The sequence below is a fragment of the Pseudoclavibacter sp. AY1H1 genome, assembly GCF_002931055.1.
Lineage (GTDB): Bacteria > Actinomycetota > Actinomycetes > Actinomycetales > Microbacteriaceae > Pseudoclavibacter.
This window is the reverse complement of sequence record NZ_PSXX01000003.1, coordinates 154875-180203: the sequence shown is the minus strand read 5'-3', so window position 1 is coordinate 180203 and position 25329 is coordinate 154875. Positions and strand designations below refer to the sequence as shown.

Here is a 25329-nt window from a genome sequence, read left to right as displayed (position 1 = left end):
ATCGATGAGGGGAGGGAGTCTGGTGGACTCCCTCCGCGGAGGAGAAGGAGGAGCCTGCTGTGGAACCCGACGGAATGATCGCTGTCCTCTCGTCCGCGCTCGCGGTGGCCCTCGCGGGAGCCGGCGGGGTCCTGCTCGGAGTCGGCGGGGTGCCGGTCCGGTCGTGGCTGGTGACGGTGATCGCGATGGCGAGCCTGCTCGGCGGGGTGCTGCTGATCTTGTCCGACCTGGGTTCGCCGCCGTGGATCGGCGTGGTCTTCGCGCTGGTCGTCGTCGGCGCGAACGCGGTGACAAGCGCGCTCCGGTGGCGGAGGCTCCCGCAGCTCAGCGGGGCCCGGCTGCCTGAGCTGTTCCGACTTGTCCTGCTGCGCCCGGACATCCTGCGGCGGATGGCCGCGGATGCGGTGCAGCTGGAGGACGACCGGCGCCGCAGGCAGGGCGGGCGCGGCGCCGCCCCCGGCGCCAGGCGACAGCGGGGTCCGAGGCGCTAGCGCAGGTCCGCGTCCGCGCCGTGCCTCACCCCGAGCTGCCCGTCGGAGACGCTCACCGGCTTGTCGGCGTCCCGGAGTACGCTTCAGGCCACGTGCCGAGGAGGTCGCTCATGATGACGGATGGGCTGTTCGTGTTCCTTGCCTACGCGCTCGCGGTGGTGCTCGCGGGCGGCGGCGGTGTGTTCCTCGCGCTCGGGAGGGTGCCCGTGACCTCGTGGCCGGTGACCGCGTTCGCCATGGCGAGTCTCATCGGTGCTGGGCTCCTGGTGTGCTTCGCCTTCCCGTCGTTCACGTGGATTGGCGCCATCTACGTCGTCGTCGCGGTCGCGGCCAACGCCGTCGCCAGCGCACTGCGGTGGAAGAGCCTCCCGGTGTTCCGCGACGAGCCCTTGCCGGAGCTGCTGCGCTTCGAGCTGCTGCGGCCGTCGATCCTGCGCCGTATGGCAGCGGATGCACAGCGGGGCTCAGACGGTGCGGGGCATCCCGAAGACGCCCGAAGCGTGTAGCGCGCTCGGTTTTCCCATGCCGCGAGACAAATCCTCGAATTCGCGGGATCGCGGAAGGAATGGCGGCCGCGACGGGTTGCCTGCCTCGTGACCCGCCAGCAGCGCCAGATCCTCGTCATCGCGATCCTCTCGTCCTTCGTCGCCTTCCTCGACGGGTCGGTGACGAACGTCGCACTGCCCGCGATGGTCTCGGAGCTCGGCGGCGGCCTCGGCACGCAGCAGTGGATCGTGGACGCGTACCTCATCACCCTCGGCTCGCTCATCCTCCTCGCGGGCTCGCTGTCCGACGTGTTCGGGCGCATCTCGGTCCTGCGGTTCGGGCTCATCGGCTTCGGGGTGACGAGCGTCGCCATCGCGCTGTCGCCGACTCCCGAGTTCGTCATCGTCGCGCGGGCGCTGCAGGGGGTCGCGGGTGCGCTGCTCGTTCCGAGCTCGCTGGCGCTCATCATCTCGGCATTCCGGGACGCGGCCCAGGCGAAGGCGATCGGCACCTGGACGGCGTGGACGGGCGCGGCCTTCCTCGCCGGCCCGTTCCTGGGTGGCCTCGCCGCCGACTACCTGACGTGGCGGCTCGTGTTCGGCATCAACGTCATCCCGATCCTCGTGACGCTGTGGATGCTCACCCGCCTCGGCGCCGGCTTCGATGCGCCTTCGGGTGGCCGCATCGACGTGCTCGGCGCGGTCCTCGGGTTCCTGGGCCTCGGTGGGCCGGTGTTCGCGCTCATCGAGCAGGGCAACTACGGGTGGGGGAGTCCCGTGGTGCTCCTGCCGCTGGTCCTCGGCGTGCTGAGCTTCACCGCGTTCCTCGTCTGGCAGGCCCGCGCGCCCCATCCGATGCTGCCGCTCGGGCTGTTCCGCATCCGCAACTTCTGGGCCGGCAACATCGCCACGGTCTTCGTCTACGCGGCACTGTCGCTCGGCGGGTTCGTGCTCGCCATCTTCCTGCAGCAGGTCGCCGGGTTCAGCGCGACCTTCGCGGCGCTGGCGACGCTGCCGACCTCGATCGCGAACGTCGCCCTTTCGTCGTGGTTCGGCTCGCTGAGCGGGCGCTTCGGGCCGCGCCTCTTCATGACGCTCGGGCCGATCCTGGCGGGTGTCGGCACCCTCCTGTACTCGGGGCTCGGCGCCGAGGTGAACTACTGGACTCAGGTGCTGCCCGGCGTGCTCGTCTTCTCCCTCGGCCTCTCGATGACGGTTGCGCCGCTCACGTCCGCCATCCTCGGCTCCGTGCCGACGGCGCAGTCGGGCATCGGCTCGGCGACGAACAACGCCATCTCCCGCGTGGCCGGGCTCGTCGCGATCGCCATGATCGGCGTCATCGCCGGGGGCACGATCGACGTGGACAGCTTCCAGCCGCTCATGTTCGTCACGGCGGGTCTGCTGTTCGCCGGCGCGCTCAGCTCGTGGCTCGGCGTGCGCAACCCGAAGGCGGGGCCAGCGCCCGCAGCGAACTGAGCGTGTCTCCGGCGCGGAGCGGGTCAGGATGCGTCGAGCGTGAACTCCAGGAGCGTGTCGTCACCGTCGCGCGGTGACCCGCGCCCGTCGGTGTTGTTCGTGAGCACGAGCAGGCTCCCGGAGGAGGTCACGACCGCGTCGCGGAGCCGGCCGAACTCGTCGACGTAGAGCGCTTCGTCGCTCGCCTCCGACGCCTCCGGGATGGCGATCTTCCAGAGCCGCTCGCCGCCGAGCCCCGCCATGAAGAGGGTGTCGCGCGAGTAGGCGAGGCCGCTCGGGCTTGCCTCGTTCGTCGACCACTGCAGCACGGGGTTCACGAACGTGGCGTCGTCGCCCTGCCCCTCGACGATGGGCCAGCCGTAGTTGCCGCCCGCCGTGATCCTGTTCAGCTCGTCCCAGGTGTTCTGCCCGAACTCGCTCGCCCACAGCGCCCCGGAGCCATCGAACGCGAGGCCCTGCGGGTTGCGGTGGCCCATCGAGTAGACGCGGTTGCCGAAGGGGTTGTCGGCGACGGGGGAGCCGTCGAGCTCCATGCGCAGGATCTTGCCGTTGAGCGAGTTCTGGTCCTGCGCCAGTTCGGTCTGGGATGCGTCGCCGGTCGCCGCGTACAGGTAGCCGTCCGGCCCGATGGCCAGCCTGCCCCCGTTGTGGTTGCCAGCCTTCGCGATGCCGTCCACGACGACCTCAGGGCTGCCGACGCCGACGCCGCCTTCCCAGGTGATGGGAAAGCGCACGATGCGGTTGTCTGAGGCCGCCGTGTAGAACGCGTACAGCCACTGCGCCTCGTCGTCGCTCGTGCCGGCGATGGCGAGGCCGAGCAGGCCGCCCTCGCCGCCGGGCTCGACGTCGGCGATGGTCGTGACGACGCGGTTGGGGTTCGAGCCGTCGGCGGACACTTCGACGATCTGCCCCGTGTCGCGCTCGCTCACGAGGAAGTCGCCGGTCTCGAGCTCGACGACAGACCAGGGCGCCTGGAGCCCGGTCGTGACCACTCGGGGGTCGCCGACGGGGGCGACGGGGCCGGCCTCTTCCCCGGCCGCCTCGGGTGTCGTTGGCGGCGCCTGGGTCGTGGATGCTGGCGGCGGGCTCGCCGACGCGGAGGCGCTCGGCTCGGCTTGCTCCGGCGTCGGCGCGCATCCGGCGAGCGTCAGCGCTGCGACGGCGGCGAGGGCGAGCAGGGGAGCGGTGCGCTTGGTCATGACGGTGGCCAATCGGTCGACGAGGGATGCCACCAGTCAAGCCGAGCAGCCTGTGCTGGCGCTCCGTGCCCGTCGGGCCTCGGTCCGCGAGCGGCGACGCGGGTCAGCGGTGTCCGGTCTCCGCTCGCCTCGTCAGTTCGTCAGTTCGTCAGCAGGAGGATGCCGAGCAGTGCCTGGGCGATGCCGATGACAAGAGCCGCGAGCACCAGGACGGCGTGGACCGTGAGGAATCGCGTCGGGCGTCCGTTCTCGTCGCGTGCCCGCGGGTCGTTCGAGACTCGCCGGTAGAACGAGGGCCAGACGACGACGTTGAAGACGGCGCCGACGAGCAGCGCGATGCTTGCGAGGAAGACCATGCCCCCAGCCTATTGGCGCGTCGGCGTCTCCTCACCGCCACGCGCCTCGCCGAGCGTCACGGCCGCGCTCGCGGGGCTCTGGCGCTTCGCGAGGGCGACGTAGCCGGCGGCGTGCGGGATGAACGCCTGGCTCTCCTCCGGTGTGAGCTCGCGTCGCACCTTCGCGGGCACGCCGGCGGCGAGCACGCGGTCGGGGATGCTCGCACCCTCGAGGACGACGGCGCCGGCAGCAACGAGCGCCCCGGTGCCGATCACCGAGCGGGACAGGCACGCCGCCTTCATGCCGATGAGGGATCCGTTCGCGATCGTCGTGCCGTGGAGGAGCGCCTGGTGGCCCGCCGTCACGTCGTCCCCGATGATCGTGTCGACGTCGTGCTCGACGTGCACCACCGTGCCGTCCTGCAGGTTCGAGCGTGCGCCGATGACGATGCGGCCGCCCACATCCGCTCGCAGGACGCAGCCGTACCAGACCGAGGACTCGGGGCCGATCTCGACGTCGCCGATGATGACGGCGCCAGGCGCGATCCAGGCGGTCTCGTGGATGCGGGGGGTCTTGCCCTCGAAGGGGAGGATCAGGGGAGCAGCGCTGGTCATGCTCCGATGATCCCAGTTGTGCTTCTCTCAGGCCACCCCGCACACCAGACTCCCCGGCCTCAGCTAAAATGGGCGGACTATGGCCATTTTCGGGAACCTCTCTGACCGGCTGACGCAGACGCTCGCCGGCCTCCGCTCCAAGGGCAAGCTCACGCCCGCCGACGTCGACGGCACCGTGCGCGAGATCCGTCGCGCCCTGCTCGAAGCCGACGTCGCGCTTCCCGTGGTCAAGGACTTCGCCGCGCACGTGCGCGAGCGCGCCCTCGGCGACGAGGTCAATCGCGCCCTCAACCCCGCGCAGCAGGTCGTGCAGATCGTCAACGAGGAGCTCGTGCGCATCCTCGGCGGCGACACCCGCCAGATCGAGTACGCGAAGCAGCCGCCGACGGTCATCATGCTCGCCGGTCTGCAGGGTGCGGGCAAGACGACGCTCGCGGGCAAGCTCGCGAAGCGACTCGCGGGCGAGAAGCACACGCCGCTGCTCGTCGCCGCCGACCTGCAGCGCCCGAACGCCGTCACGCAGCTGCAGGTCGTCGGCCAGCAGGCCGGCGTGCAGGTCTACGCACCCGAGCCGGGCAACGGCGTCGGCGACCCGGTTCGCGTCGCGACGGATGCCGTCCGCTTCGCGAAGGACAAGCTGCACGACGTCGTCATCATCGACACGGCCGGACGCCTCGGCGTCGACCAGGAGCTCATGAAGCAGGCGGCCGATATCCGCCGCGCCACGAGCCCCGACGAAGTGCTCTTCGTCATCGACGCCATGATCGGCCAGGACGCCGTCGCCACGGCCAAGGCCTTCCAGGAGGGCGTCGACTTCACGGGTGTCGTGCTCTCGAAGCTCGACGGCGACGCCCGCGGTGGTGCCGCCCTTTCGGTTGCGCAGCTCACTGGGCGCCCCATCATGTACGCGTCGACCGGTGAGGGGCTCGACGACTTCGAGGTCTTCCACCCCGACCGCATGGCGAAGCGCATCCTCGACATGGGTGACATCCTCAGCCTCATCGAGCAGGCCCAGAAGGCGTTCGACGAGGACGAGGCGATGGAGATCGCCGGGAAGCTCGCGACCGAGAACTTCACGCTCGACGACTTCCTGAAGCAGATGCAGCAGCTGCGCAAGGCCGGCAACTTCAAGAAGATGATGGGCATGCTCCCGGGCATGGGCCAGATGAAGGAGGCGCTCGAGAACTTCGACGAGCGCGAGCTGGTCCGCACCGAGGCGATCATCCAGTCGATGACCAAGGCCGAGCGCCAGACCCCGAAGCTGCTGAACGGCTCGCGCCGCGCTCGCATCGCCCGCGGTTCCGGCCGCACGGTCACCGACGTCAACGAGCTCGTCAAGCGCTTCGAGCAGGCGGCGAAGATGATGAAGACCGTCGCCCGCGGCGGCACCCCGCAGATCCCGGGCATGGGTCCCATTCCGGGCCAGCACGGCGGACGCAAGGCTCCCGCGAAGGGCGGGAAGAAGAAGCAGCAGGGCAAGCGCAGCGGCAACCCGGCAAAGCGCGCCCAGCAGGCCATCGAGGAGGCGTCGGCTCCGAAGCGTCCCGGCGGCGCGTTCGGTGGAGCGGGCTTCGGGCGCCAGGCGGCCGGTGATGGTCAGCCGAACGAGGCCGAGCTCGAGCAGCTCCAGAAGTACCTGGGGCGCGGCTAGCGACAAGCTCTCGGGGCGGCGTGTCCGCCTCGCCGCGGGCGACGGAGAGAACTCTCCGTCGCCCGAGTAGCATTGTCACGTCATCAAGTCGTCCGAGGAGTGCGTCATTGAGCAATGAAGCTGCAGCAACAGGCGAGGCCCGACTGCCACTCGGGCTGTTCGTCGGCATCGACCGTTCGAGCCCTGTGCCCCTGTACCACCAGGTGTCGGAGCGCATCGAGAAGGCCATCAGGGACGACACGCTTCCGGCCGGATCCAAGCTCGAGAACGAGATCTCGCTCGGGCATCGCCTCGGTCTCTCCCGCCCGACCGTCCGGCGCGCCATCCAGGAACTCGTCGACAAGGGCCTGCTCGTCCGCCGCCGGGGCGTCGGCACGCAGGTCGTGCACGGCCCCGTGACCCGCAACGTCGAGCTGACGAGCCTCTTCGAGGACCTCGAGCGCTCGGCGCAGAAGCCCACCACGACGCTCCTCTCGCGGCGGGTGGAGGACGCGACCCCAGAGCTCGCCGAGACCCTCGGCATCGAGGTGGGGAGCCCGACGCTGCACATCTCGCGCCTTCGGAGCGCGGATGGGGTCCCGCTGGCGATCCTCGACAACGTGCTGCCGGAGCCGTTCGTCGAGCTGACGGAGGACGAACTCGTCCAGCATGGGCTCTACCAGCTCCTCCGGGCCCGCGGCGTAACGATGCGCATCGCCAAGCAGCGCATCGGTGCGCGCACGGCTTCGCGTGAAGAGGAGCGCCTGCTGGACCTCTCCGGCGGTGCCGCGGTGCTCACCATGTCGCGCGTCGCCTTCGACGCAACGGGCCGCGCGGTCGAGTACGGCCGCCACTGCTATCGTCCAGACCTCTACACGTTCGAGATCACGCTCGTCGAGCGCTGACCCGACTCTGCTGCACGAAGAACGCCCACGGCTGAGCCGTGGGCGTTCTGCGTTGAGCCTCGGGGGAGAGCGCTATGCGCGGTTGGGCACCGCGAGCTCGCCCGTGAGGTACTGGGCGCGGCCGAAGCCGAAGGTCCAGTCCTCCGGCCCGTTCTCGACGTAGCCGATGAAGACGTCGTTGCCTTCGACGCCGCGCTCGCCGAGCGCCTCGGCGATGCGGGCGTAGAGCGACTGCTTCGCCTCGGGCGTGCGTCCGCGCTGCGTGAAGATCTGGATCATGACGACACCTGACGAGCGCTCGAAGCCGAGGCCGGCATCCTGGGCGATGATCTGCCCGTTCTGGTGCTCGGTGATGATCTGGAACCGGTCGCGAGCGGGAATCCCGTACTCGGCGACGATGGCGTCGTGGATGGCGTCGGCGATGGACGAGATCTGCTCGGGGCTGCGGCCGGCGTTGACGTCGATGCGTACGAGAGGCATGGTGCGGTGTCCTTGAGGTCGAGGGGAAGGTGACGTGTGTTGTCTGCGCTCCGATTCTAGTGGCAAAAGTCCTAATGTCCTAACAAATGACGGATGGGCACCGAGGCCACGAAGGGCCACATCCATGCGGATGCGGCCCTTGTGGTCAGGCGCGGGGCTCTCGCAGAAGAGTCGCACCCGAGTCTGAGGTGAGAGCGGGGTCAGAGTGGGGTCAGAGCGAGGCCTCGAGGGCTGCATCCGCGTCGGTGAGCACCTTCGCGGCGACCTCGAGGCCCTCGATGCGGCCGAGCGAGGTGTCCTCGTGCTCGATGTTGACCCACATCTCCGGGTCGACCTCGTGCAGCGCGCGAAGGAACTCCGTCCAGAACGCCGTGTCGTGGCCGCGCCCGAGCGCGACGAAGTCCCACGCGGAGTTCTTCGGCCACTCGTTCGCCCACTCGTCGCCGCCCAGATTGGTGCGCGGCTCGTCCGCCGAGAGCTTGCGGAACTGGTTGTCGAGTACGCCGTAGATCGCAGCCGCCGGGTTGACGCGCACGTCCTTCGCTGCCGCATGGAAGACCCACTCGCCGAGGTCGCGGACGACTGCCACCGGGTCCATCTGCTGCCAGAAGAGGTGCGAGGCGTCGAGCTCGACGCCGATGTTCGTCGTGCCAGCGCGCTTGATCAGCTCGCGGAAGTTCGCGGGGTTGAACACCACGTTCTGCGGGTGCAGCTCAAGCGCGACCTTCACGCCGTGCTCGCGAGCGAGCTCGTCGATCTCAGTCCAGAACTCCGCCGCCACGTCCAGCTGGTAGTCGATGACGTCGAGCGCCGCCGAGTTCCAGGCGTTGACGACCCAGTTCACGGTGGTCGCGCTGGGCTCGCCGCCGGGCAGTCCCGACATCGTGACGACCCGGTCCTGTCCGAGGCGAGCGGCGAGGCGGATCGAGCGTCGGATGTCCTCGGCGTGCTGCTCGCCGATCGCACGGTCAGGGTGCAGCGGGTTGCCGTTGCAGTTGAGGCCGGCGATCGAGACGCCGGTGCCCTCGAACTGCGCGAGGAACGCGTCCCTGGCCTCGTCGCTCTCAAGGATCTCGTCGAAGTTCGGGATGTGCGTGGCGGGAAGGAACCCGCCGGAGTTGAGCTCAATGCCGGTGAGGCCCAGCTCGGAGACGACCTGGATCGCCTCGGGGAGCGAGCGGTCGTGGAGGATCGCGTTGTAGACGCCGAGACGCATGTCAGGCTCCGTTCTTCTGTGCCCTGGTGGGGGAGATGCGGACGGCTGCGCCGTCCGCCGCGGCCGACTCGGCGACGGCGTGGAGGAGCTCCATGTTGTGGATTCCCTCCTCGAAGCTCGCGCAGCGGGGGAGCGAGTCCTCTTCCGAGATCCCCGCCACCTCCTCGAGGAAGGAGCGGGCCTGGTAGGAGAAGGCCTCGTTCTGGCCGAAGCCGACGCTGGGGGCATCCATCGCGAGACCGCCGGCGATGTAGGGGTGCTCCGGGCCGAGGATGATCTGGCGGTACCCGTTCTGGGCGGATGGGGCGTCGTTGAGGAAGAGCTCGATCTCGGAGGGGCGGCGCTGGTCGTAGCGGGCGGCGCCGTTTTCGCAGAACACCTCGAAGATGAGGCTGTTCGCGTGGCCTCTGGCGACTCGGGAGACCTCGATGGCTCCTGCGCCCTGGGCGAACTCGAGCGAGAACGCCGCGTAGTCGTCGTTCTCGACGGGTTCGAACGTGTCGCTGACCGCTGCGTGGTCGTGCCCGAGCACCGCGCCGAGCGGGAGTGGCCGCTCGTGGATGACCGTGCTGAGGGTGCCTCCGCTGACTTCCTGGATCTCGCCGCCGAGGAACTCCGCGATGTAGGTCATGTGGCTTCCGACGTCGGCGAGGGCGCCGCTGCCGGGGCCGCCCTTGAAGCGCCAGCTCATGGGGGCCGTCGGGCTGCACGCGTAGTCGGTCCAGTAGCGACCGCTGAAGTGCAGGAGCTTGCCGAGTGTTCCGTCCTGGATGAGCTGGCGGATGTACGCGATGCCGGGGGAGCGGCGGTAGGTGAAGCCGACGCGGGCGATGGAGTCCGCGCGCTCGGCGGCATCCGCCATGGCGTGGGCGTCCTCGATCGAGTCGCTGAGCGGCTTCTCGCAGAGCACGTGCTTGCCGGCGGCGAGGAGGCCCTCGACGACCTCGCGGTGCAGCGAGTTCGCGATGACGACGCTGACGACGTCGATGTCGTCGGCCGCCGCGATGGCCTGCCAGGAGGAGTCGGTGCGCTCATAGCCGAAGCGCTTGGCGGCGAGTGCGCCGAACTCCGGGTTGACGTCTCCGATCGAGACGAGGCGGATCTCGGGCAGCGTGGGGCTGTAGAGGGTGGATGCGACGCGGTAGGCGGCGGCGTGCGCGCGGCCGGCCATGCCTGCGCCGATGACGGCGACGCCGAGTGGCTTTGTCATTGGTTCTCCTGTGTTTCTGCGAGAGCTGTGTTGGGTGAGCGCAGGCGACCGACGACGGTGTTGGAGCGCTACACTGGAAGGTAGGTCATGAAACAATGTCCTGTCAAACAATCGTCGTCCGGAGTGTCGAATGCCCCCTTCCCCGCGTCAGAAGCGTCCGACGATCTATGACGTCGCCGAACGCGCCGGGGTCTCGAAATCCCTCGTCTCGCTCGTGCTGCAGAACTCGACCCGCGTCAGCGACGAGAAGCGGGCAGCGGTGCGCGCGGCCATCCAGGAGCTCGGGTACCTGCCGAGCCGGGCCGCCACGGCGCTCGCCGGAAACCGCACGCGCGCCATCGGCGTCATGATCGACGACTTCCGGAACCCCTGGTTCGTCGACCTGCTCGAGGGGATGCAGGCGGTGCTCAACGCGCCGGGCTTCCACGTCACCGTCGCCGACGCGAATCTCAACGCGCACCTCGAGCAGTCGCCCATCAGCGGCTTCCTGGCAGCGGGCGTCGAGGGGCTCGTCATCGGCGGCGACGTCGACGCGGTCCCTGCCGAGGGGTTCCCCGTGCCGACGGTCGTCGCCGGCAACCGTGCGATCGTGCCGGCGGGCGCCGACCTCGTCGCGAACGACGACGAGGCCGGCGCGCGGCTCGCGGTCGAGCATCTCCGCGACCTCGGGCACACGCAGATCGGCCATGTCACGGGAACCGGCCGCGCCGGCGAGCTCCGGCGGCGCTCCTACGAGCGCGCCATGCGCGACGCGGGGCTCGAGCCGCGTGTCATCGGCGGCTCGGGAGCAACCGACCAGAGCGAGGGGCGTCGCGCATCACGAGACCTCTTCGAGCGTTGGCCGGCCACGACCGCCGTCTTCGCGGCGAACGACGTCATGGCGCTCGGCGTGCTGGGAACGCTCGATGAGCTCGGCTTGCGCGTTCCCGCGGACGTGTCGATCGTGGGCTACGACGACTCGCACCTCGCGGGCTTCGACCACCTCTCGCTCACCTCGGTCGATGACCGAAGCGCCGAGGTCGGTCGCGCCGCGGCCGAGCTTCTCCTCGCCCGCATCGAGGGGGTGCGGGCGGCGGCCCGCGACGGGGCGGCAGGGGTTCCGTCCGGAGCGACGCGGAGGGTCATCCAGCCAACGCTCACCGTGCGCGGCTCGACGGCGACCGCGGCGAACGCCACGACCGCCTGAGGCCGCCACCGGTTCTCCAGGGACAGGCCAGCACGGGTGCCAGTCGACTGCGGCTCAGCGGTCGCGCCGCGCCCCAGCAGCGGGTTCGAAGGCCAGCACGAGCGGCTCTTCCCACCCCTGCTCGGCGTACGCCCCGAGGACGCTCTCGCGCAGCTCGTCGAACTTGTCTGCGGGATGCATGACGAACACCGAGCCGCCGAGGCCCGTGCCGGTCATGCGGGCGCTCGCCGCGCCCAGATAGGTGGCCAGCTCGACCGTGAAGTCGATGCGCGCCGTCGAGACTTCGAAGTCCTCACGCAGCGACACCTGCGACTCCGCCAGGAGATGGTTCCGGGATTCGGGCGCCTCTCCGGTGCGCATGAGCTTCGTGAACTCGAGCGTGCGGGCTATCTCGGAGACCACGTGCCGTGCGCGCCTGAACACGGTGTCGTCGAGCCGCTCGGCCGCTGCGTCCAGCTCCGCCGGCCGCACCTCGCGAAGCGTCTGGAAGCCGAGGGTCTCGGCCGCCCGGGCGCAGTCATCGGCCCGCTGCGCGAACTCGGCAGACCAGTTGCGGTGGGCTTCCTTGGTGTCGATGAGCACGCGCACGAAGCCGGAATCGGCGGAGCTCGGCGCAGGCAGGATCGAGACGTCGGAGCCGCGAGCATCGAAGAACACGTCCTCGTTGCTCCGCGCGGCGTGCACGGTGATGTGGTCGCTCAGGCCGCTGGGCGCGCCGACGATCTCCGCCTCCGTCTGGCGCCCGATCTCGGCGAGCTCCTCGACGTTCATCCCGAGGCCCCAGAAGTCGTTGAGCGCCGTGCTGATGGTCGCGCAGACGGATGCCGAGGAGGCGAGCCCGGCGCCGACCGGCACGTCCGTCGTGAGAAAGATGTCGAGGCCCGTTCCCAGGAAGAACGGGACTCCAGGGTCGGTCTCGTCGCCGTCGCCGCGCGTGCCCTCCGGCGGGTTCTCGCGAGCGAAGCGGAGCATGCTCGCGACCGCGCCGAGCGGGTAGGCACGCCAGTCGCGTGCGGGGATCTCCGAGGCGATCGACCGCAGGTCGGTCACCGCCTCGTCGGGGGAGAGGTCGGTGACGATGCGGATGCGCCCGTCGTCGCGGGGCGCGATCGCGGCGCTGGAGCGCAGGGGGATCGCGCAGGCGTATCCGACGCCATCCTGCAGATCGGTGTGGTCGCCCATGATGCTGACCCGGCCGGGTGCCGACCAGACTCCGAGGGGCTCTCGCTCGAACGCGGCTCGGAAGCCGTCGCACACGATCGTCGTCAGGTCTCTGCTCATCTCGTCACCGTTTCTCAGGCATGGGCGAATGGGCGTCCGCCCCTGTGCATGCGCACGGTGATTCTAATAAATGCGTCCTGGACGAGCGCCGAAACCCCCGTGCGTGGGCCGTCCCCCTGGTCGGGAGGCGTTCGGCGTGCTAGGGTCGACAGCTTGTGGGTCCCATTTCCCACGATCGTCGTACCGTTTGTTGTTCGAGGGCACTCTTTCTGCCTCGGCACGATTTCACGAGTTGCGGCGAACGGGCACATTCGCCCGCATCATCGCCGCAAGAGCGCAGCACACGAGTGTTGTGCGTTCTCTGCGTGCCGATTGAAAGGCATGACCTCCATATGACGGAAACCACCTCAACTTTCGCCGAACTCGGCGTCCCCAAGTCGCTCGTGACCGTGCTCGACGCAGCCGGCAAGCACGAAGCCTTCCCCATCCAGCAGTCGACGCTTCCGAGCACCCTCGCGGGTCGCGACGTCCTCGGCCGTGGAAAGACGGGCTCCGGCAAGACGCTCGCGTTCGCCATCCCGCTCGTCGCGCGCCTCGCCGGTGCCGTCTCCGGTGGCAAGCGCCGCCCGGGCCGCCCGCTCGGCCTCGTGCTGCTCCCGACCCGCGAGCTCGCAACCCAGGTCGCCGCGGTCATCGAGCCGCTCGCGAAGGCTGCCGGCCTCACCGTGACGACCGTCTTCGGTGGCGTTTCACAGCGCCCCCAGGAGACCGCGTTCCGCAACGGCGTCGACATCGTCGTGGCCTGCCCCGGCCGCCTCGACGACCTCATGAAGCAGCGCATCGTGAACCTCGACGCCGTCGAGGTCACCGTGCTCGACGAGGCCGACCACATGGCCGACCTCGGCTTCCTGCCCGTCGTCACCCGCATCATGAACGCGACGCCGCAGTCCGGCCAGCGTCTCCTCTTCTCCGCCACGCTCGACAACGGCGTGGACAAGCTCGTGAAGAAGTTCCTGAGCGACCCGATCCTCCACTCGGTCGACGAGTCGAACTCGCACGTCGCGGCCATGACGCACCACGTGTACGAGGCGGAGACGCCCGAGGCGAAGACCGCCCTCGTCCACGCGCTGGCGAGCGGCAAGGGCCGTCGCATCATGTTCATGCGCACCAAGCACCAGGCGAAGAAGCTCGCCAAGCAGCTGACCGCGTCCGGCATCCCCGCCGTCGACCTGCACGGCAACCTGTCGCAGAACGCCCGCGACCGCAACCTCGCGGCCTTCTCCGGTGGCGAGGTCAACGTGCTCGTCGCAACCGACGTCGCCGCCCGCGGTGTGCACGTCGACGCCATCGAGCTCGTCGTCCACGTCGACCCGCCCGCCGAGCACAAGGCGTACCTGCACCGCTCCGGACGCACCGCCCGCGCGGGCTCCGAGGGTGACGTCGTCACGCTCATGCTCCCGAGCCAGCGCAAGGACACCGAGATGCTGCTGCGTCGCGCCAAGATCGGCGTCACCCCGCAGCGTGCGAACGTCAACTCGCCGTTCGTGAACGAGCTCATCGGCGAAGTCGCCCCGACCGTGCGCCCCGTTCCGGGCGGACCGGGATCCGGCAACGTCGAGGTCAGCCAGGGCCGTGGCACGTCGCAGGGCGCGAACGCTCGTCGCAAGCGCGACGCTGCACCGGCTCGCGGCGGCGCAGCTCGTGGCGGCTCCGGCAACGGCGGCGGCCGCGGTCGTGCAGCCTCGTCCTCCTCGCAGGGCTCGTCCGCGTCGCGTCCGGCGCGCGGACAGGCAGGCGAAGGCGCAGCTCAGGGCCAGCGTCGCGGAGAGTCTCGTCCGCGTCGTGCTGGTACCTCCTCGCCGGCCGCGCCATCGCGCGGTGGCGAGCGCGGCGGTTCGCGTCGCGCCAGCTGGTCCTCCGGCCAGTAGTCAGCGCCTCACACGCAGCATCCCCGAACGGGCGGTCCGAGCAATCGGCCCGCCCGTTCGGCGTCTCTCGCGGGCGTCCCCCGTGTGCATCCCGCGCGCCTTCACGTGGGGATGCGGCGCTGGAGGGAGCCTCAGGTGGGGGAGCCAGCAAGCAGGTGTGCCGTGAGGGCGTCGAGGTGGGCGCGCACCGCCGCCGCGCCATCGTGCTCGAGCAGGGTGAGGTAGCGCTCGTGATCCTCGGCCAGCCCCTCGGCGCCGTAGTGCTCGTGCGCTCCCGCCAGCAGGAGCCTCACCTCGCTCTCGAGCGAGCGTGCAGTCTCGCTGATCCGGGGGCTCCCGGCCGCGTCGATGATCGCCTGGTGCACGGCCGCGTGAGCTGCTTCAAGCTGCCGCCACGAATGTGCGTCGGTCACCTCGAGCTCCCGCAGCCGGGCGATCTGAGCCAGGATCGGCGCCCGCACCTCGTCCGGCCAGCCGTCCGGGTGCCGGGAGTTCAGGATGCGCACAGCCTCGGATTCGAGCGCACAGCGCAGATCCTGCATGGCGCGGATCTCGGCGTCGTCGAGGTTCGTGACCTCGACCCCCTTGTAGGGAGCTGCGTGGACGAGGCGCTCGGACGCGAGGGTGGCCAGCGCCGTCCGCACCGTGTGCCGCGAGAGCCCGAACTCGGCGGCGAGGTGCTCCTCGCGCAGCGACTGGCCGCGGACGTAGCTCCCCTCGAGGATCCGGTCGCGGAGGGTTGCCGCGAGCTTCGCCGACGCGGTCGGCCGGGGCGTGAGCGCGGCGGGCTCGGGGCGGGGCTTCTGGTGGATCATCGCGCGCCTCGGCCCGCCGGGGCCTGGCTCGCGTCCGCTGCGCGTGCGGTGAGCGGCCTGCCGCTGCGCGTGCGAGCACGAGTCGCGCCGAGCACGAGGACCACGATCCCCGCCGCGAGCACGATGAGGCCGAGGGCCTCGAGGCCAGCGAGCTGCTCTCGCAGCACGACCAGCCCGAGGATGCTCGCGGTCAGCGGTTCCGCGAGCGTCAGCGTCGAGACGGTCGCGGCCTGCAGCTTCGCGAGCCCGGCGCCGAAGCAGAGGTAGGCGACGGTGGTGGTGATGACGCCCAGCCACGCCGCGGTCGCGAGGCCGGCCGGCGTGAGCATCCACTCGGCACCGCTCGCGAGGAGCAGGGGGATGCTCAGCACGCCAGCGGCGCCGAAGACGATGCCCATGGTGCCGTCGGCACTCCAGCCGCGGTTCATGAGGGCCTTCGCCGAGAGGGTGTAGATGCTGTAGCTCGCGCCGGCGCCGACCGACGCCGCGATGCCGCCGAGGTTCGCGCCGCCGGCATCGCCTGCCCCGGCGGCCGCGATGAGGGCGACGCCGAGGATGGCGATCGCGGTCGCGACGCCCCAGCTCAGGCCGGGGAAGCGGCGCTCGAGCCCCCACTGCAGGAGGCCGGTGATGACCGGGGCCGATCCGAGCGCGAGGACGGTGCCGACGGCGACGCCGCTGCCCGCCGTCCCAGCGAAGAACAGCGGCTGGTAGAGGAGCACGCCGAGCGCGCCTAGGGCGATGAGGCCGAGATGGGCACGATTCGTTTGGTGGATCCGGGCGGAATTGGGCCGGAGCTGCAGGGAGCCTGCGAGGGCAGCTCGGCGGCGCAACCCGGCGAACAGCGCCCAGGCGCCGAGGAGCGTGCCGCCGAGCGCGAGGCGAGCGGAGCCCAGCGAGAACGCGCTCACCTCGGGCGCGCCGAGTGCCTGCGCCGTCCCGGTCGTGCCGAAGCAGACCGCGGCGAAGAGGACGAGCAAGAGCGGTGTCATGGGCTGATTGTTACACAATCCGCGGTCCTGCGTCACCCGCGACGAGACGAGCGATGGGCCCGGCCGAATCGGCCGAGCCCATCGCTCGCTGGTGCAGCGGGAGCGCTACTTCTTGGCGGTCGGGAGGAAGATCGCGCCAGTCGTGACGTCCTCATCCAGTGCCTCGAGCGTGCGTCCACGAGTCTCGGGGATCTGTGTCGCGACGAAGAGCAGCGCGAGCACGCCGACTCCCGCGAACACGAAGAACGTGCCCGTGATGCCGAGCGCATCCACCACCGAGGGGAAGTACAGCGAGATGAAGCCGTTCGCGACCCAGAGGGCGAAGATCGAGACGCCCATGCCGATGCCGCGCATGTGCAGCGGGAAGACCTCGGAGAGGTAGACCCAGACGGCCACGTTGAGGAACGTCTGCATCGAGCCGACAAACGCGACGACGAGGAACAGGATGACCCAGGGCCGCAGTGGGTTGCCCGGCTCGAGGATCATGGACGAGAAGCCGATGAGCAGGTGGCAGGCCGTCGTGAGCGAGAAGCCTATGACGAACGTCTTGCGGCGGTCGAACTTGTCCATGTAGGAGAGGGCGATGAAGGCACCGACGACGGCGATGATGCCGGGGGCGATGTTGGCGATGAGCGCCGCGCTCGAGTCGAAGCCCGACTCGATGAGCACGATCTGGCCGTAGTACATGATCGAGTTGATGCCCGTGAGCTGCTGCGCGACACCAAGCCCGATGCCGACGAGCAGGATGCGGCGGAGCCACTTGTTGCCGAGGATGGCCTTGAATCCGACCTGCTTCTCCTGGCCCTCTTCGAGGGCGACCTTCTCGACCTGAGCGAGCTCAGCCTCTGCGCGCTCGGGGGAGCGGACGGTCTTGAGGACCTCGAGGGCCTCGGCGTCGCGGCCCTTCTCGACGAGCCAGCGCGGCGACTCCGGCATGCGCAGCATGCCGAAGAACAGGCAGATCGCCGGGATGGCGCAGATGGCGAACATGATGCGCCAGACGCCGTCGAGGTGCCCGAGGGTGTTGCCGAGGATGGCGTTGATGACGAACGCGGAGAGCTGGCCGATGACGATGGCGGCTTCGTTGCGACCTGAGATGGACCCGCGGATCTCGTACGGGGCGAGTTCGGCGAGGAAGACCGGCACGACCGTCGAGGCGCCGCCGACGGCGAGGCCGAGGAGGATGCGGCCGACGACGAGCACTTCGAAGTTCGGGGTGAAGACGACGACGACGGTGCCGAGGAAGAAGAGCACGGCGAGCATGATGATCGTCTTGCGGCGGCCCCAGCCATCGGAGAGGCGGCCGCAGAAGATGGCGCCGATGGCGGCTGCGAAGACCAGGGAGCTGGTGACGACGCCCTCGGTGAGCGGCGTGAGGCCGAGCTCCTCGGTCATCGGGTTCAGTGCGCCGTTGATGACACCCGTGTCGTAGCCGAAGAGGAGACCGCCGAAGCACGCGACGATCGAGATCAGCCCGAGCCGCGAACGGTGCGGCCCAGCTGTGAGGGGCGGAAGTGATTTCTCGGCGGTGTGGCCCGCCGGGTGCGATGAGGCCATTTGGACGTCCTTGTCATGGATGCTGCGAGGTGGAGCGAGGTTGTGCGTGGTGCTGCGGGGTGCGTTTTCTGCGAACGCGTGTCTTGATGGTAACCGAAGAATGACGTGATGTGAATATGTCCTGACAAATATTCCAGGAGAGCGTGTGGCCCCGCAGCTCAGAGCTGCGGGGCCACACGGTGTCAGGAGGAGGCGACAAGCTCCCGGATCTTCTCGAGCTGGAACTTCGAGACCTCGTCGGCCCGTTCGTCTTCCGCGAAGACGTTCGAGACGATGAGCGCGTCCTCACGGTCGAGGTAGCCGATCTGCTTGAGCGTCGTGAACAGCTCCGCGAAGTCGACATCGCCGTCGCCGATGCGCAGGTGCTGGTGGATGCGCGCCTCGTTGCCCGGAGGGTTCGAGATGTAGCGCAGCCCGTGCGAGCGGTGATGGTCGAACGTGTCCGCCGTGTAGACGGCGCCCAGGCGCTCGCCCAGCTCGGGGAGCAGCGTCGTCGCGCGGTCGCCGTAGTGGAAGGTATGCGAGGCGACGTACACGAAGCCCACGTTCTTGCTGTTGAGCCCGCGGATGATGCGCCACCCCTCGAGCCCGTCCTCGACGAAGTCGTTGGGGTGCGGGTCGATGTTGAGCTGGATGCCCTCGCGCTCGAGGATCGGCAGGAGCGTCTCCATCGAACGATGGAAGGCGTCCTCCGACTCGGTGAACTGTGCAGGCTCACCGCTGAACTCCGTGTTGATCACGGGGATCTCCAGCATCGAGGCGAGCTCGATGACGCGAGTGAAGTTGCGGACGGCGGCGAGGCGACCCGCCTCTTCTGGGCCCGAGATGCGCTGGACCGGGAGGATGGCGGGGATCGTGACGCCGGCATCCGCTGCGCGCTTCTTGAACTTCAGCGCGTACTCGTCGTCGGCCGACGGGTGGCGGAAGAACCACGAGAAGTCGGGGTGCGGTGTGATCTGCAGGTACTCGTAGCCCAGGCGGGCCGCGATATCCGGGAAGTCGAGGAAGCCGGCGTCGTGGTGGAACGGCGTCGGGTCCAGGGCGATGCGAACCATGGTGCCTCCTTATGCCTTGTCGTAGAACGCGGGGCGCTCGACCTGCTGGACCTCGACGATGCCCCCGTCGAACGCCTTGACGCCCGCCTCGCAGGCCAGGGCCACGCGGTAGCCGTGGAACGCGTCAGGGCCGTCGATGGTGCCGCGGGCGACCGCGTCCACCCAGCGCTGGATCTGCACGTCGTAGGCCGCAGCGAAGCGGGTCACGAACGAGCGGTGCTCCTCCTTCGCGAACGCACCGTCCGACCAGGTCTGCACGCCGTTGGCCTGGCCGATGCGCGCGAGGCCGTTCGAGAAGACGGCTTCGGTCGCGACCTGGTAGCCGAACTTGATGCTCACGTTCATCTCGACGTCGACGAGGATGCCGTTCTCGAGCTCCAGGAGCACGAGGATCGGCTCTCGCAGTCGCTCCGGCGAGTTCGGGTTGCGGCGCATGTACTTGATCTCGATGCTGCGGATCTCGCTGCCGGCGAGCCACGGGATGACGTCGAGCTCGTGCACCACCGAGTCGTTGATGAGCATGTCCTGCGTGTACGACTCGGGCACGTCGGGGTTGCGGTGCACCGCGCGGAGGGCGAGGAGCTCGCCGGCCTCGCCAGAGGCGATGATCTCGCGCAGGCGGGCGTACTCGGCGTCGAATCGGCGCATGAAGCCGAGCTGGATGAGGGGCCGGTCGGATGCGGCCATCTCGGCCTCGACGACCCGGAGCGAGGACGCGGAGTCGGCGGTCAGGGGCTTCTCGCACAGGATGGGGAGCTTCGCCGCGAGGGCGGGCAGGAGGACGGGCTCGTGGAACTTGCCCGGCGTCGCGATGACGACGGCGTCGACGGCGTTCGCCGCGATGGCGTCCTCGATGCTCGTGAACCACTGCGCACCCGGGGCGTTCTCGAGGGCTGCGGTGCCGCGTCCCTCGTCGGGCTCGATGACGGCGGAGACGATCGCGCCGCTGATGCGCTTCGTGATGCGGGCGATGTGGTCGGCGCCCATGAGGCCGGCGCCGACGACGCCGACGCGGAGGTCAGTTGAAGTCATGGTGATGGTTCCTCTTCTTCAGGTGCTACTTGGCGCGGGCCGCGGGCGTGGAGCCGCAGATGTGCTTGAGCGTGCGCTCGGCGATCGGGTACGGGCGGTCGGCCGAGCAGCCGAACATGTCCTGCTCGACGATGCCGAAGATGTTCGGGTCGATCTCGGCGGCGCGGGCGACGATGGGTCCGAGCTCCGGGATGCCGTTCGGGGGCTCGACCATGATCATGTCGGCGGCCGCTTCCGCCCACGACACGTCGTTCTTGAGCACGTCGAAGAGCTTGTCCGGGTCGACCTGCTTCAGGTGCAGGTAGCCGATGCGCTCGGGGTACGCGTTCATGAGGCGGAGGCTGTCGCCGCCGTAGTAGGAGAAGTGGCCCGTGTCGAGGCACAGGTTCGTGTACCTGGCGTCGGTCTCGGTCAGGAGCCGCTCGACCTCGCGGTACGTGCCCACGTGGCTGTCCGCGTGCGAGTGGAACTGCTGCTTGACGCCGTATTCCTCGAGGAGCGCCTTGCCGAGGCGGTCGTGCCCGGCCGCGAGGCGCTTCCACTGCTCGGCGTCGAGCGTGCGTGCCTCCTTGGCCTGGCCCGTGATGTCGTCGCGCCACATGTCGGGGATCGTCACGAGGTGCTCGGCGCCGAGCTTCGACGCGAGGCCCGCGACGGCGATGGCCTGGTCCCAGGCCCGCTGCCACTGGCTCTCGTCCTCGTTGTGGAAGCCCGTGAAGACGGTTCCCGCGGAGAGCTTGAGGCCGCGCGACTCGAGCTCGTCGGAGAGCTGGTCGGGGTCGGTGGGGAGGTAGCCGTACGGGCCGAGCTCGATCCACGTGTAGCCGGCCTTGACGACCTCGTCGAGGAACGTCTGCCACGGGATCTGGCCGGGGTGGTCGGGGAGCCAGATGCCCCAGGAGTCAGGTGCGGTACCGATTCGGATGCTCTGCGACATCGTCGTCTGCTTTCTGTAGAGGGTCGTTCGTGTGCGGTTGGAGGAGTGCTTGCGGCGGGTCGGTCAGCCGAGCAGCGGCCGCTGTGCGGCCTTCTGCTCCAGGTAGTCCTCACGCGCGCTCTTCGTGGAGTCGAGCGTGGAGGTCTCGGCGACCGGCACGTCCCACCATCCCTCGCCGTCGGGGGCGTAGAGGAGGGGGTCGCTGTTGATGTGGATGAGCGTGGAGGTGTCGGACGCCTTGGCCTTCGCCATAGCCTCGCGCAGCTCGCCGATGGCGTTCGTGCTCGGCTCGATCTCGATCGTGTCGATCCCGTAGCTGCGGGCGTTCGCCGCGAGGTCGACCGGGAGGATCTGCTCGCCCTGGAAGTTGGAGCCCGCCTCGTCGAAGGCGCGGTACCAGGTGCCGAAGCGCTCGGAGCCGACCGTCTCGGAGAGGTGTCCGATGGAGGCGTAGCCGTGGTTCTGGATGAGCACGACGATGATCTTGATGCCCTCGGCGACTGCGGTGACGAGCTCCGTGTGGAGCATGAGGTACGAGCCGTCGCCGACCATGACGATGACGTCGCGGTCGGGGGCAGCGCGCCGCACGCCCATGCCTCCCGCGATCTCGTATCCCATGCAGGAGAACGCGTATTCGACGTGGTAGCCGAGCGGGTCGCGCACACGCCACAGCTTGTGGAGGTCGCCCGGCAGCGATCCTGCCGCCTGGACGATGACATCGCGGGGGTCGCTGGACTCCTGCACGGCGCCGATGATCTCGGACTGGCCGGGCAGCTCGAGGCCGCTCGGCTCGAACGCCAGGTCGACGGCCGCGTCCCACTCGGTCTTCTGGGCCGCGATCTGCCGCGAGTAGTCATCGCTCACGCGGAAGCCGGAGAGTGCCCCGATGAGCTTCACGAGCGTCTCGCGCGCATCCGCGACGACGGGCAGCTGCGAGCCGTGCTTGTAGGCGTCGAACGCGGCGACGTTGATGTTGACGAAGCGCACGCCGTCGTTCTGGAAGACCGTGCGGCTGGCCGTCGTGAAGTCGCTGTAGCGCGTGCCGATGCCGATGACGACGTCGGCCTGCGCGGCGAGGCGGTTCGCGGCGGTCGTTCCGGTCGCGCCGATGCCGCCCAGGTACTGCGGGTGGTCCCAGTCGAGGGCACCGCCGCCGGCCTGGCTCGTGCCGACGGGGATGCCGGTGGCCTCGACGAAGGCGCGCAGTTCGTTCTCGGCACCCGAGTAGATGACGCCTCCGCCGGCGACGATGATCGGGTTCTTCGCGTTCCTGATCGCCTCGACGGCGCGCGCGAGCGGGCCGGCTTCCGGGAGGGGGCGACGGATGTGCCACTCGCGCTCCTCGAGGAAGGCGAGCGGCACGTCGATGAGCTCCGCCTGCACGTCCTCGGGCAGCGCGATCGTCACGGCGCCGGTCTCGGCGGGGTCCGTGAGGACGCGCATGGCGGCGAGCGCGATCGAGTACAGCTGCTCGGGGCGCTGCACGCGGTCGAAGAAGCGGGAGAGGGGACGGAACGCATCCGTCACCTGGATGCCCGTGTCGTGCGGGAACTCGAGCTGCTGCAGGACGGGGTCGGCGACGCGCGTCGCGAACGTGTCGCTCGGCAGGAGCAGCGCGGGCAGGCGGTTCGCGGTGGCGAGTGCGGCGCCCGTGAGCATGTTGGCGGCGCCCGGTCCGACGGATGCGGCGCTCGCGTACGTCGCGCGGCGCCGGCGCATGCGCGCGTAGCCCACCGACTGGTGCACCATCGCCTGCTCGTTGCGCGCCTGGAAGTACGGCATGAGGCTCGGGTCCTCGACGTTGGCCTGCTTGAGCGCCTGGCCGATGCCGGCGACATTGCCGTGGCCGAAGATTCCGAACATGCCCGGGATCGTGCGCTCGCGCACGTCGCCGTCGACGGTGTACTGCTTGCCGAGGAACTCGACGAGGGCCTGGCCGACGGTCATTCGCTTGGTTGACATCTGCGTCATTTCCTTTTGGTGGAGCTGGTTGCTTGGAGAAGGCTGGCGGATTACTCGGTGCCGTACGGCAGGCGGGAGTCGAACTCCTGGGAGGCCCACTGCTCGCGCACCCAGCCGTGGGCGGGGTCGTCGCTGATGAGCCATTCGCGTGCCTCGTCGGGGCCCGCCATGACGTTCAGGTAGTACAGGTCGTACCCGGGGGCCGCGACGGCGGGGCCGTGGTAGCCGAAGGGGACGAGGGCGATGTCTCCGGTGCGCACGATCTCGTTGATCGAGATCTCGCCGGCCGGCGACGTGTAGGTCGCGAACATGCCGAAGGCGTCAGCGCCCTCTGGCACGGTGGCGTTCTTCGTGGGCTCGCTCTCGAAGTAGTAGATCTCCTCGAGGCGGCTCTCGTGGCCAGGGTGGTGCTCGTCGTGCTTGTGGGGCGGGTACGACGACCAGTTCTCGGCCGGTGTGATGACCTCGCACACGATGAGCTTGGCAGCCTGCAGGGAGCCGGGGATGCCGAAGTTCTGCACCTGGCGGCTCGAACGACCGGCACCGCGGAGCTCCACCGGCACGTCGCTCTTGCGGAGCACCTGGAACGGGAAGACCTGGGTTGTCGGCGCCTCTGCGACGGCGACCCTGCCGTGTCCCGTGACCACGGCGCTGGTGCCGACGGGGAGGTAGGCGACGTCCGCCGGCCCGTCGAAGACCGAGGCACGGCCCTCGAGCTCGACGGATGCGGGCGCATCCGCGCCGTCGAGCTCGAGGGACGCGTCTCCGCGGAGGGGGATGACCATTCGCTCAATGTCGCCTGCGGGCAGCTCGAGGCGCACACCATCGGAGAGGTCTGCGACTCGGATGCCTGTGTGTTCCCAGCCGGGGAGCGTCGCATCGACAACGCTCTCCCAGCCGTCTCGCGAGAGGGCTCCGCGGGCCCTGAACCAGGTGTTCTCCGCAGCGTCCCGAGAGGGTGCTGATGTGTGTGAGGACATTGCTCGTGAGTCTTTCTGGTGAATGGTCGTGGTGGGGCGGCTCGTCGTGCTGAGCCGGGCAGCCGTGCTGCGCTGCCTCGTGGTGCTGTGTCGGCTAGTCGTTTTCGGGGAAGCCGAGGTTGATGCCGCCGTGCTTGGCGGGGTCGAGCCAGCGGCTGGTGACGGCTTTCTCGCGGGTGTAGAAGTGGAAGCCCTGGAGGCCGTAGGCCTTGGAGTCGCCGAACGCGGAGTCTTTCCAGCCGCCGAAGGAGTAGTAGGCGACGGGCACGGGGATGGGGACGTTGATGCCGATCATGCCGACCTGGATCTCGTTCTGGAAGCGGCGGGCGGCGCCGCCGTCGTTGGTGAAGATCGCGGTGCCGTTGCCGAACTGGCCGGTGTTGATGAGCTCCACGCCTTCCTCGAAGCTCTTCACGCGCACGATGCCGAGGACGGGGCCGAAGATCTCTTCCGTGTAGGCGCGGCTGGTGGTGGGGAGGTTGTCGATGAGGGTCGGGCCGAGCCAGAATCCGCCCTCGGCGCCTTCTGCCGTGATCTCGCGCCCGTCGACGAGCACGTCGGCGCCGTCGTCGTGGGCGATCTGGATGTAGGAGGCGATCTTGTCGCGGTGCACTTCCGACACGATGGGGCCCATGTCGGGTTCTGCGTGCGTGTCGGTGGGGGTGCCGTCACCGATACGGAGCCCCGCGATGCGCTCCTTGACCTTCTCGATGAGCTGGTCCGCGACGGGCTCGATCGCGAGGACGATGCTGATGGCCATGCAGCGCTCGCCCGCGGACCCGTAGCCGGCGTTGATGGCCTGGTCGGCGACGAGGTCGAGGTCGGCGTCGGGGAGCACGAGCATGTGGTTCTTCGCGCCGCCGAGGGCCTGCACCCTCTTGCCGTTCTTGGAAGCGGTCTCGTAGATGTACTGCGCGATCGGGGTCGAGCCCACGAAGCTGATCGCGGCGACGTCGTCGTGGTTGAGGAGGCCGTCGACGGCCTGCTTGTCGCCGTTCAGGACGTTGAAGACGCCGTCGGGCAGGCCCGCTTCCTTCCAGAGTTCCGCGAGCCAGATCGCGGCGGAGGGGTCCTTCTCGCTCGGCTTGAGCACGACGGTGTTGCCGACCGCGATCGCGATGGGGAAGAACCACATCGGGACCATCGCGGGGAAGTTGAACGGGCTGATGATGCCGACCACGCCGAGGGCCTGCTTGATGGAGAACACGTCCACGCCGGTCGAGGCGTTCTCGGTGAAGTCGCCCTTCATGATGTGGGGGAACCCGGTCGCGAGCTCCACGACCTCGAGGCCCCGCTGGATCTCGCCAGCGGCGTCGGAGACGACCTTGCCGTGCTCGGAGGTGATGATGCGCGCGAGCTCGAGCTTCCGCTCGTTCAACAGCTCACGGAACTTGAAGATGATGTTCTGGCGCTTCGCGATCGAGGTGTTCGACCAGCCGGGGAATGCGGCCTTCGCGGCGGCGATCGCTGCGTTGATCTCCGCGTCGTCGGCGAGAGCGACGTTGCTCGTCGCGGTGCCGAGGGCGGGGTTGAAGACCGGCGAGGTGCGCGAGGGCGTCGAGGTCGAGGAGGCGCCGTTGATCCAGTGCTGGATCGTGGGCAGAGCAGTGTCAGTCATGGAT

The 25329-nt window shown here is 69.3% G+C and carries 23 protein-coding genes; 7 read left to right on the top strand and 16 right to left on the bottom strand.

The window, feature by feature from the left end; genetic code table 11:
- Positions 1 to 59: 59 nt before the first annotated feature.
- The 3 genes from C5E05_RS07600 (at position 60) to C5E05_RS07590 (ending at position 2452) form a co-directional block, all read left to right on the top strand.
- A complete protein-coding gene (locus C5E05_RS07600; RefSeq protein WP_146081064.1) occupies positions 60 to 491 on the top strand; it encodes a hypothetical protein in 432 nt (143 codons plus the stop codon).
- Between the two features lie 110 nt (positions 492 to 601).
- Positions 602 to 997 carry a hypothetical protein gene (locus C5E05_RS07595; protein WP_104240634.1) on the top strand — a complete coding sequence of 132 codons (396 nt, stop codon included), beginning with the start codon at positions 602 to 604 and terminating at the stop codon, positions 995 to 997.
- Between the two features lie 87 nt (positions 998 to 1084).
- A complete protein-coding gene (locus C5E05_RS07590; RefSeq protein WP_104341556.1) occupies positions 1085 to 2452 on the top strand; it encodes an MFS transporter in 1368 nt (455 codons plus the stop codon).
- 23 nt (positions 2453 to 2475) lie between these two features.
- On the opposite strand, the gene C5E05_RS07585 is transcribed toward C5E05_RS07590, so the two are convergent.
- The 3 genes from C5E05_RS07585 to C5E05_RS07575 all read right to left on the bottom strand — a co-directional run bounded on the left by C5E05_RS07585 (position 2476) and on the right by C5E05_RS07575 (position 4601).
- The gene (locus tag C5E05_RS07585; protein WP_258064792.1) at positions 2476 to 3684 is read right to left on the bottom strand and encodes a sorbosone dehydrogenase family protein; all 1209 of its coding nucleotides are present in this window, start codon (positions 3682 to 3684) and stop codon (positions 2476 to 2478) included.
- Positions 3685 to 3791: 107 nt separating this feature from the next.
- A complete protein-coding gene (locus C5E05_RS07580) occupies positions 3792 to 4007 on the bottom strand; it encodes an SCO4848 family membrane protein (RefSeq protein ID WP_104240636.1) in 216 nt (71 codons plus the stop codon).
- 9 nt (positions 4008 to 4016) lie between these two features.
- Positions 4017 to 4601, bottom strand: coding sequence for a gamma carbonic anhydrase family protein (locus C5E05_RS07575; RefSeq protein ID WP_104341555.1), 585 nt, complete (start codon positions 4599 to 4601; stop codon positions 4017 to 4019).
- A gap of 79 nt (positions 4602 to 4680) precedes the next feature.
- On the opposite strand from C5E05_RS07575, the gene ffh reads away from it, so the two are divergent.
- Together ffh and C5E05_RS07565 are read left to right on the top strand one after the other, a co-directional pair.
- On the top strand, positions 4681 to 6252 hold the full coding sequence (gene ffh / locus C5E05_RS07570; protein WP_104240638.1) for a signal recognition particle protein: 1572 nt from the start codon (positions 4681 to 4683) through the stop codon (positions 6250 to 6252).
- A gap of 107 nt (positions 6253 to 6359) precedes the next feature.
- On the top strand, positions 6360 to 7136 hold the full coding sequence (locus C5E05_RS07565; RefSeq protein ID WP_104240639.1) for a GntR family transcriptional regulator: 777 nt from the start codon (positions 6360 to 6362) through the stop codon (positions 7134 to 7136).
- A gap of 72 nt (positions 7137 to 7208) precedes the next feature.
- Here C5E05_RS07565 and C5E05_RS07560 read toward each other — a convergent pair whose 3' ends face one another.
- The 3 genes from C5E05_RS07560 to C5E05_RS07550 form a co-directional block, all read right to left on the bottom strand.
- Positions 7209 to 7616 (bottom strand): tautomerase family protein, encoded by a 408-nt coding sequence (locus C5E05_RS07560; protein WP_104298491.1) that lies wholly within the window; start codon positions 7614 to 7616, stop codon positions 7209 to 7211.
- Between the two features lie 211 nt (positions 7617 to 7827).
- On the bottom strand, positions 7828 to 8832 hold the full coding sequence (locus tag C5E05_RS07555) for a sugar phosphate isomerase/epimerase (protein ID WP_104240641.1): 1005 nt from the start codon (positions 8830 to 8832) through the stop codon (positions 7828 to 7830).
- Between the two features lies 1 nt (position 8833).
- On the bottom strand, positions 8834 to 10042 hold the full coding sequence (locus C5E05_RS07550) for a Gfo/Idh/MocA family protein (protein ID WP_104341554.1): 1209 nt from the start codon (positions 10040 to 10042) through the stop codon (positions 8834 to 8836).
- Positions 10043 to 10172: 130 nt separating this feature from the next.
- Here C5E05_RS07550 and C5E05_RS07545 point away from each other — a divergent pair, with 130 nt between their 5' ends.
- Positions 10173 to 11228 (top strand): LacI family DNA-binding transcriptional regulator, encoded by a 1056-nt coding sequence (locus C5E05_RS07545; protein ID WP_104306220.1) that lies wholly within the window; start codon positions 10173 to 10175, stop codon positions 11226 to 11228.
- A gap of 54 nt (positions 11229 to 11282) precedes the next feature.
- On the opposite strand, the gene C5E05_RS07540 is transcribed toward C5E05_RS07545, so the two are convergent.
- Positions 11283 to 12509: a galactokinase family protein gene (locus C5E05_RS07540; RefSeq protein WP_104341553.1), complete on the bottom strand. Its 1227-nt coding sequence runs from the start codon at positions 12507 to 12509 to the stop codon at positions 11283 to 11285.
- Between the two features lie 332 nt (positions 12510 to 12841).
- On the opposite strand from C5E05_RS07540, the gene C5E05_RS07535 reads away from it, so the two are divergent.
- Positions 12842 to 14377: a DEAD/DEAH box helicase gene (locus tag C5E05_RS07535; RefSeq protein ID WP_104298495.1), complete on the top strand. Its 1536-nt coding sequence runs from the start codon at positions 12842 to 12844 to the stop codon at positions 14375 to 14377.
- A 131-nt stretch (positions 14378 to 14508) separates the two neighbouring features.
- On the opposite strand, the gene C5E05_RS07530 is transcribed toward C5E05_RS07535, so the two are convergent.
- From C5E05_RS07530 to C5E05_RS07490, 9 genes are all read right to left on the bottom strand, one after another.
- The gene (locus C5E05_RS07530; protein ID WP_104341552.1) at positions 14509 to 15192 is read right to left on the bottom strand and encodes a GntR family transcriptional regulator; all 684 of its coding nucleotides are present in this window, start codon (positions 15190 to 15192) and stop codon (positions 14509 to 14511) included.
- Positions 15189 to 16184 carry a DMT family transporter gene (locus tag C5E05_RS07525; protein WP_104341551.1) on the bottom strand — a complete coding sequence of 332 codons (996 nt, stop codon included), beginning with the start codon at positions 16182 to 16184 and terminating at the stop codon, positions 15189 to 15191. The genes C5E05_RS07530 and C5E05_RS07525 overlap by 4 nt, the downstream gene beginning before the upstream one ends.
- 105 nt (positions 16185 to 16289) lie before the next feature.
- Positions 16290 to 17762 carry a sugar porter family MFS transporter gene (locus tag C5E05_RS07520; RefSeq protein WP_104240648.1) on the bottom strand — a complete coding sequence of 491 codons (1473 nt, stop codon included), beginning with the start codon at positions 17760 to 17762 and terminating at the stop codon, positions 16290 to 16292.
- A 161-nt stretch (positions 17763 to 17923) separates the two neighbouring features.
- Entirely contained in the window at positions 17924 to 18796 is an 873-nt protein-coding gene (locus tag C5E05_RS07515) for a sugar phosphate isomerase/epimerase (RefSeq protein WP_104341550.1), read from the bottom strand.
- 9 nt (positions 18797 to 18805) lie between these two features.
- Positions 18806 to 19828, bottom strand: coding sequence for a Gfo/Idh/MocA family protein (locus C5E05_RS07510; protein WP_104341549.1), 1023 nt, complete (start codon positions 19826 to 19828; stop codon positions 18806 to 18808).
- 25 nt (positions 19829 to 19853) lie between these two features.
- Complete coding sequence (locus tag C5E05_RS07505; RefSeq protein ID WP_104240651.1) at positions 19854 to 20765, bottom strand: sugar phosphate isomerase/epimerase; 912 nt, start codon at positions 20763 to 20765, stop codon at positions 19854 to 19856.
- A gap of 63 nt (positions 20766 to 20828) precedes the next feature.
- Complete coding sequence (gene iolD / locus C5E05_RS07500) at positions 20829 to 22727, bottom strand: 3D-(3,5/4)-trihydroxycyclohexane-1,2-dione acylhydrolase (decyclizing) (protein WP_374953447.1); 1899 nt, start codon at positions 22725 to 22727, stop codon at positions 20829 to 20831.
- Positions 22728 to 22777: 50 nt separating this feature from the next.
- Positions 22778 to 23707 (bottom strand): 5-deoxy-glucuronate isomerase, encoded by a 930-nt coding sequence (gene iolB, locus C5E05_RS07495; RefSeq protein WP_104341547.1) that lies wholly within the window; start codon positions 23705 to 23707, stop codon positions 22778 to 22780.
- 94 nt (positions 23708 to 23801) lie between these two features.
- Positions 23802 to 25325 (bottom strand): CoA-acylating methylmalonate-semialdehyde dehydrogenase, encoded by a 1524-nt coding sequence (locus C5E05_RS07490; RefSeq protein ID WP_104341546.1) that lies wholly within the window; start codon positions 25323 to 25325, stop codon positions 23802 to 23804.
- Positions 25326 to 25329 lie beyond the last annotated feature (4 nt).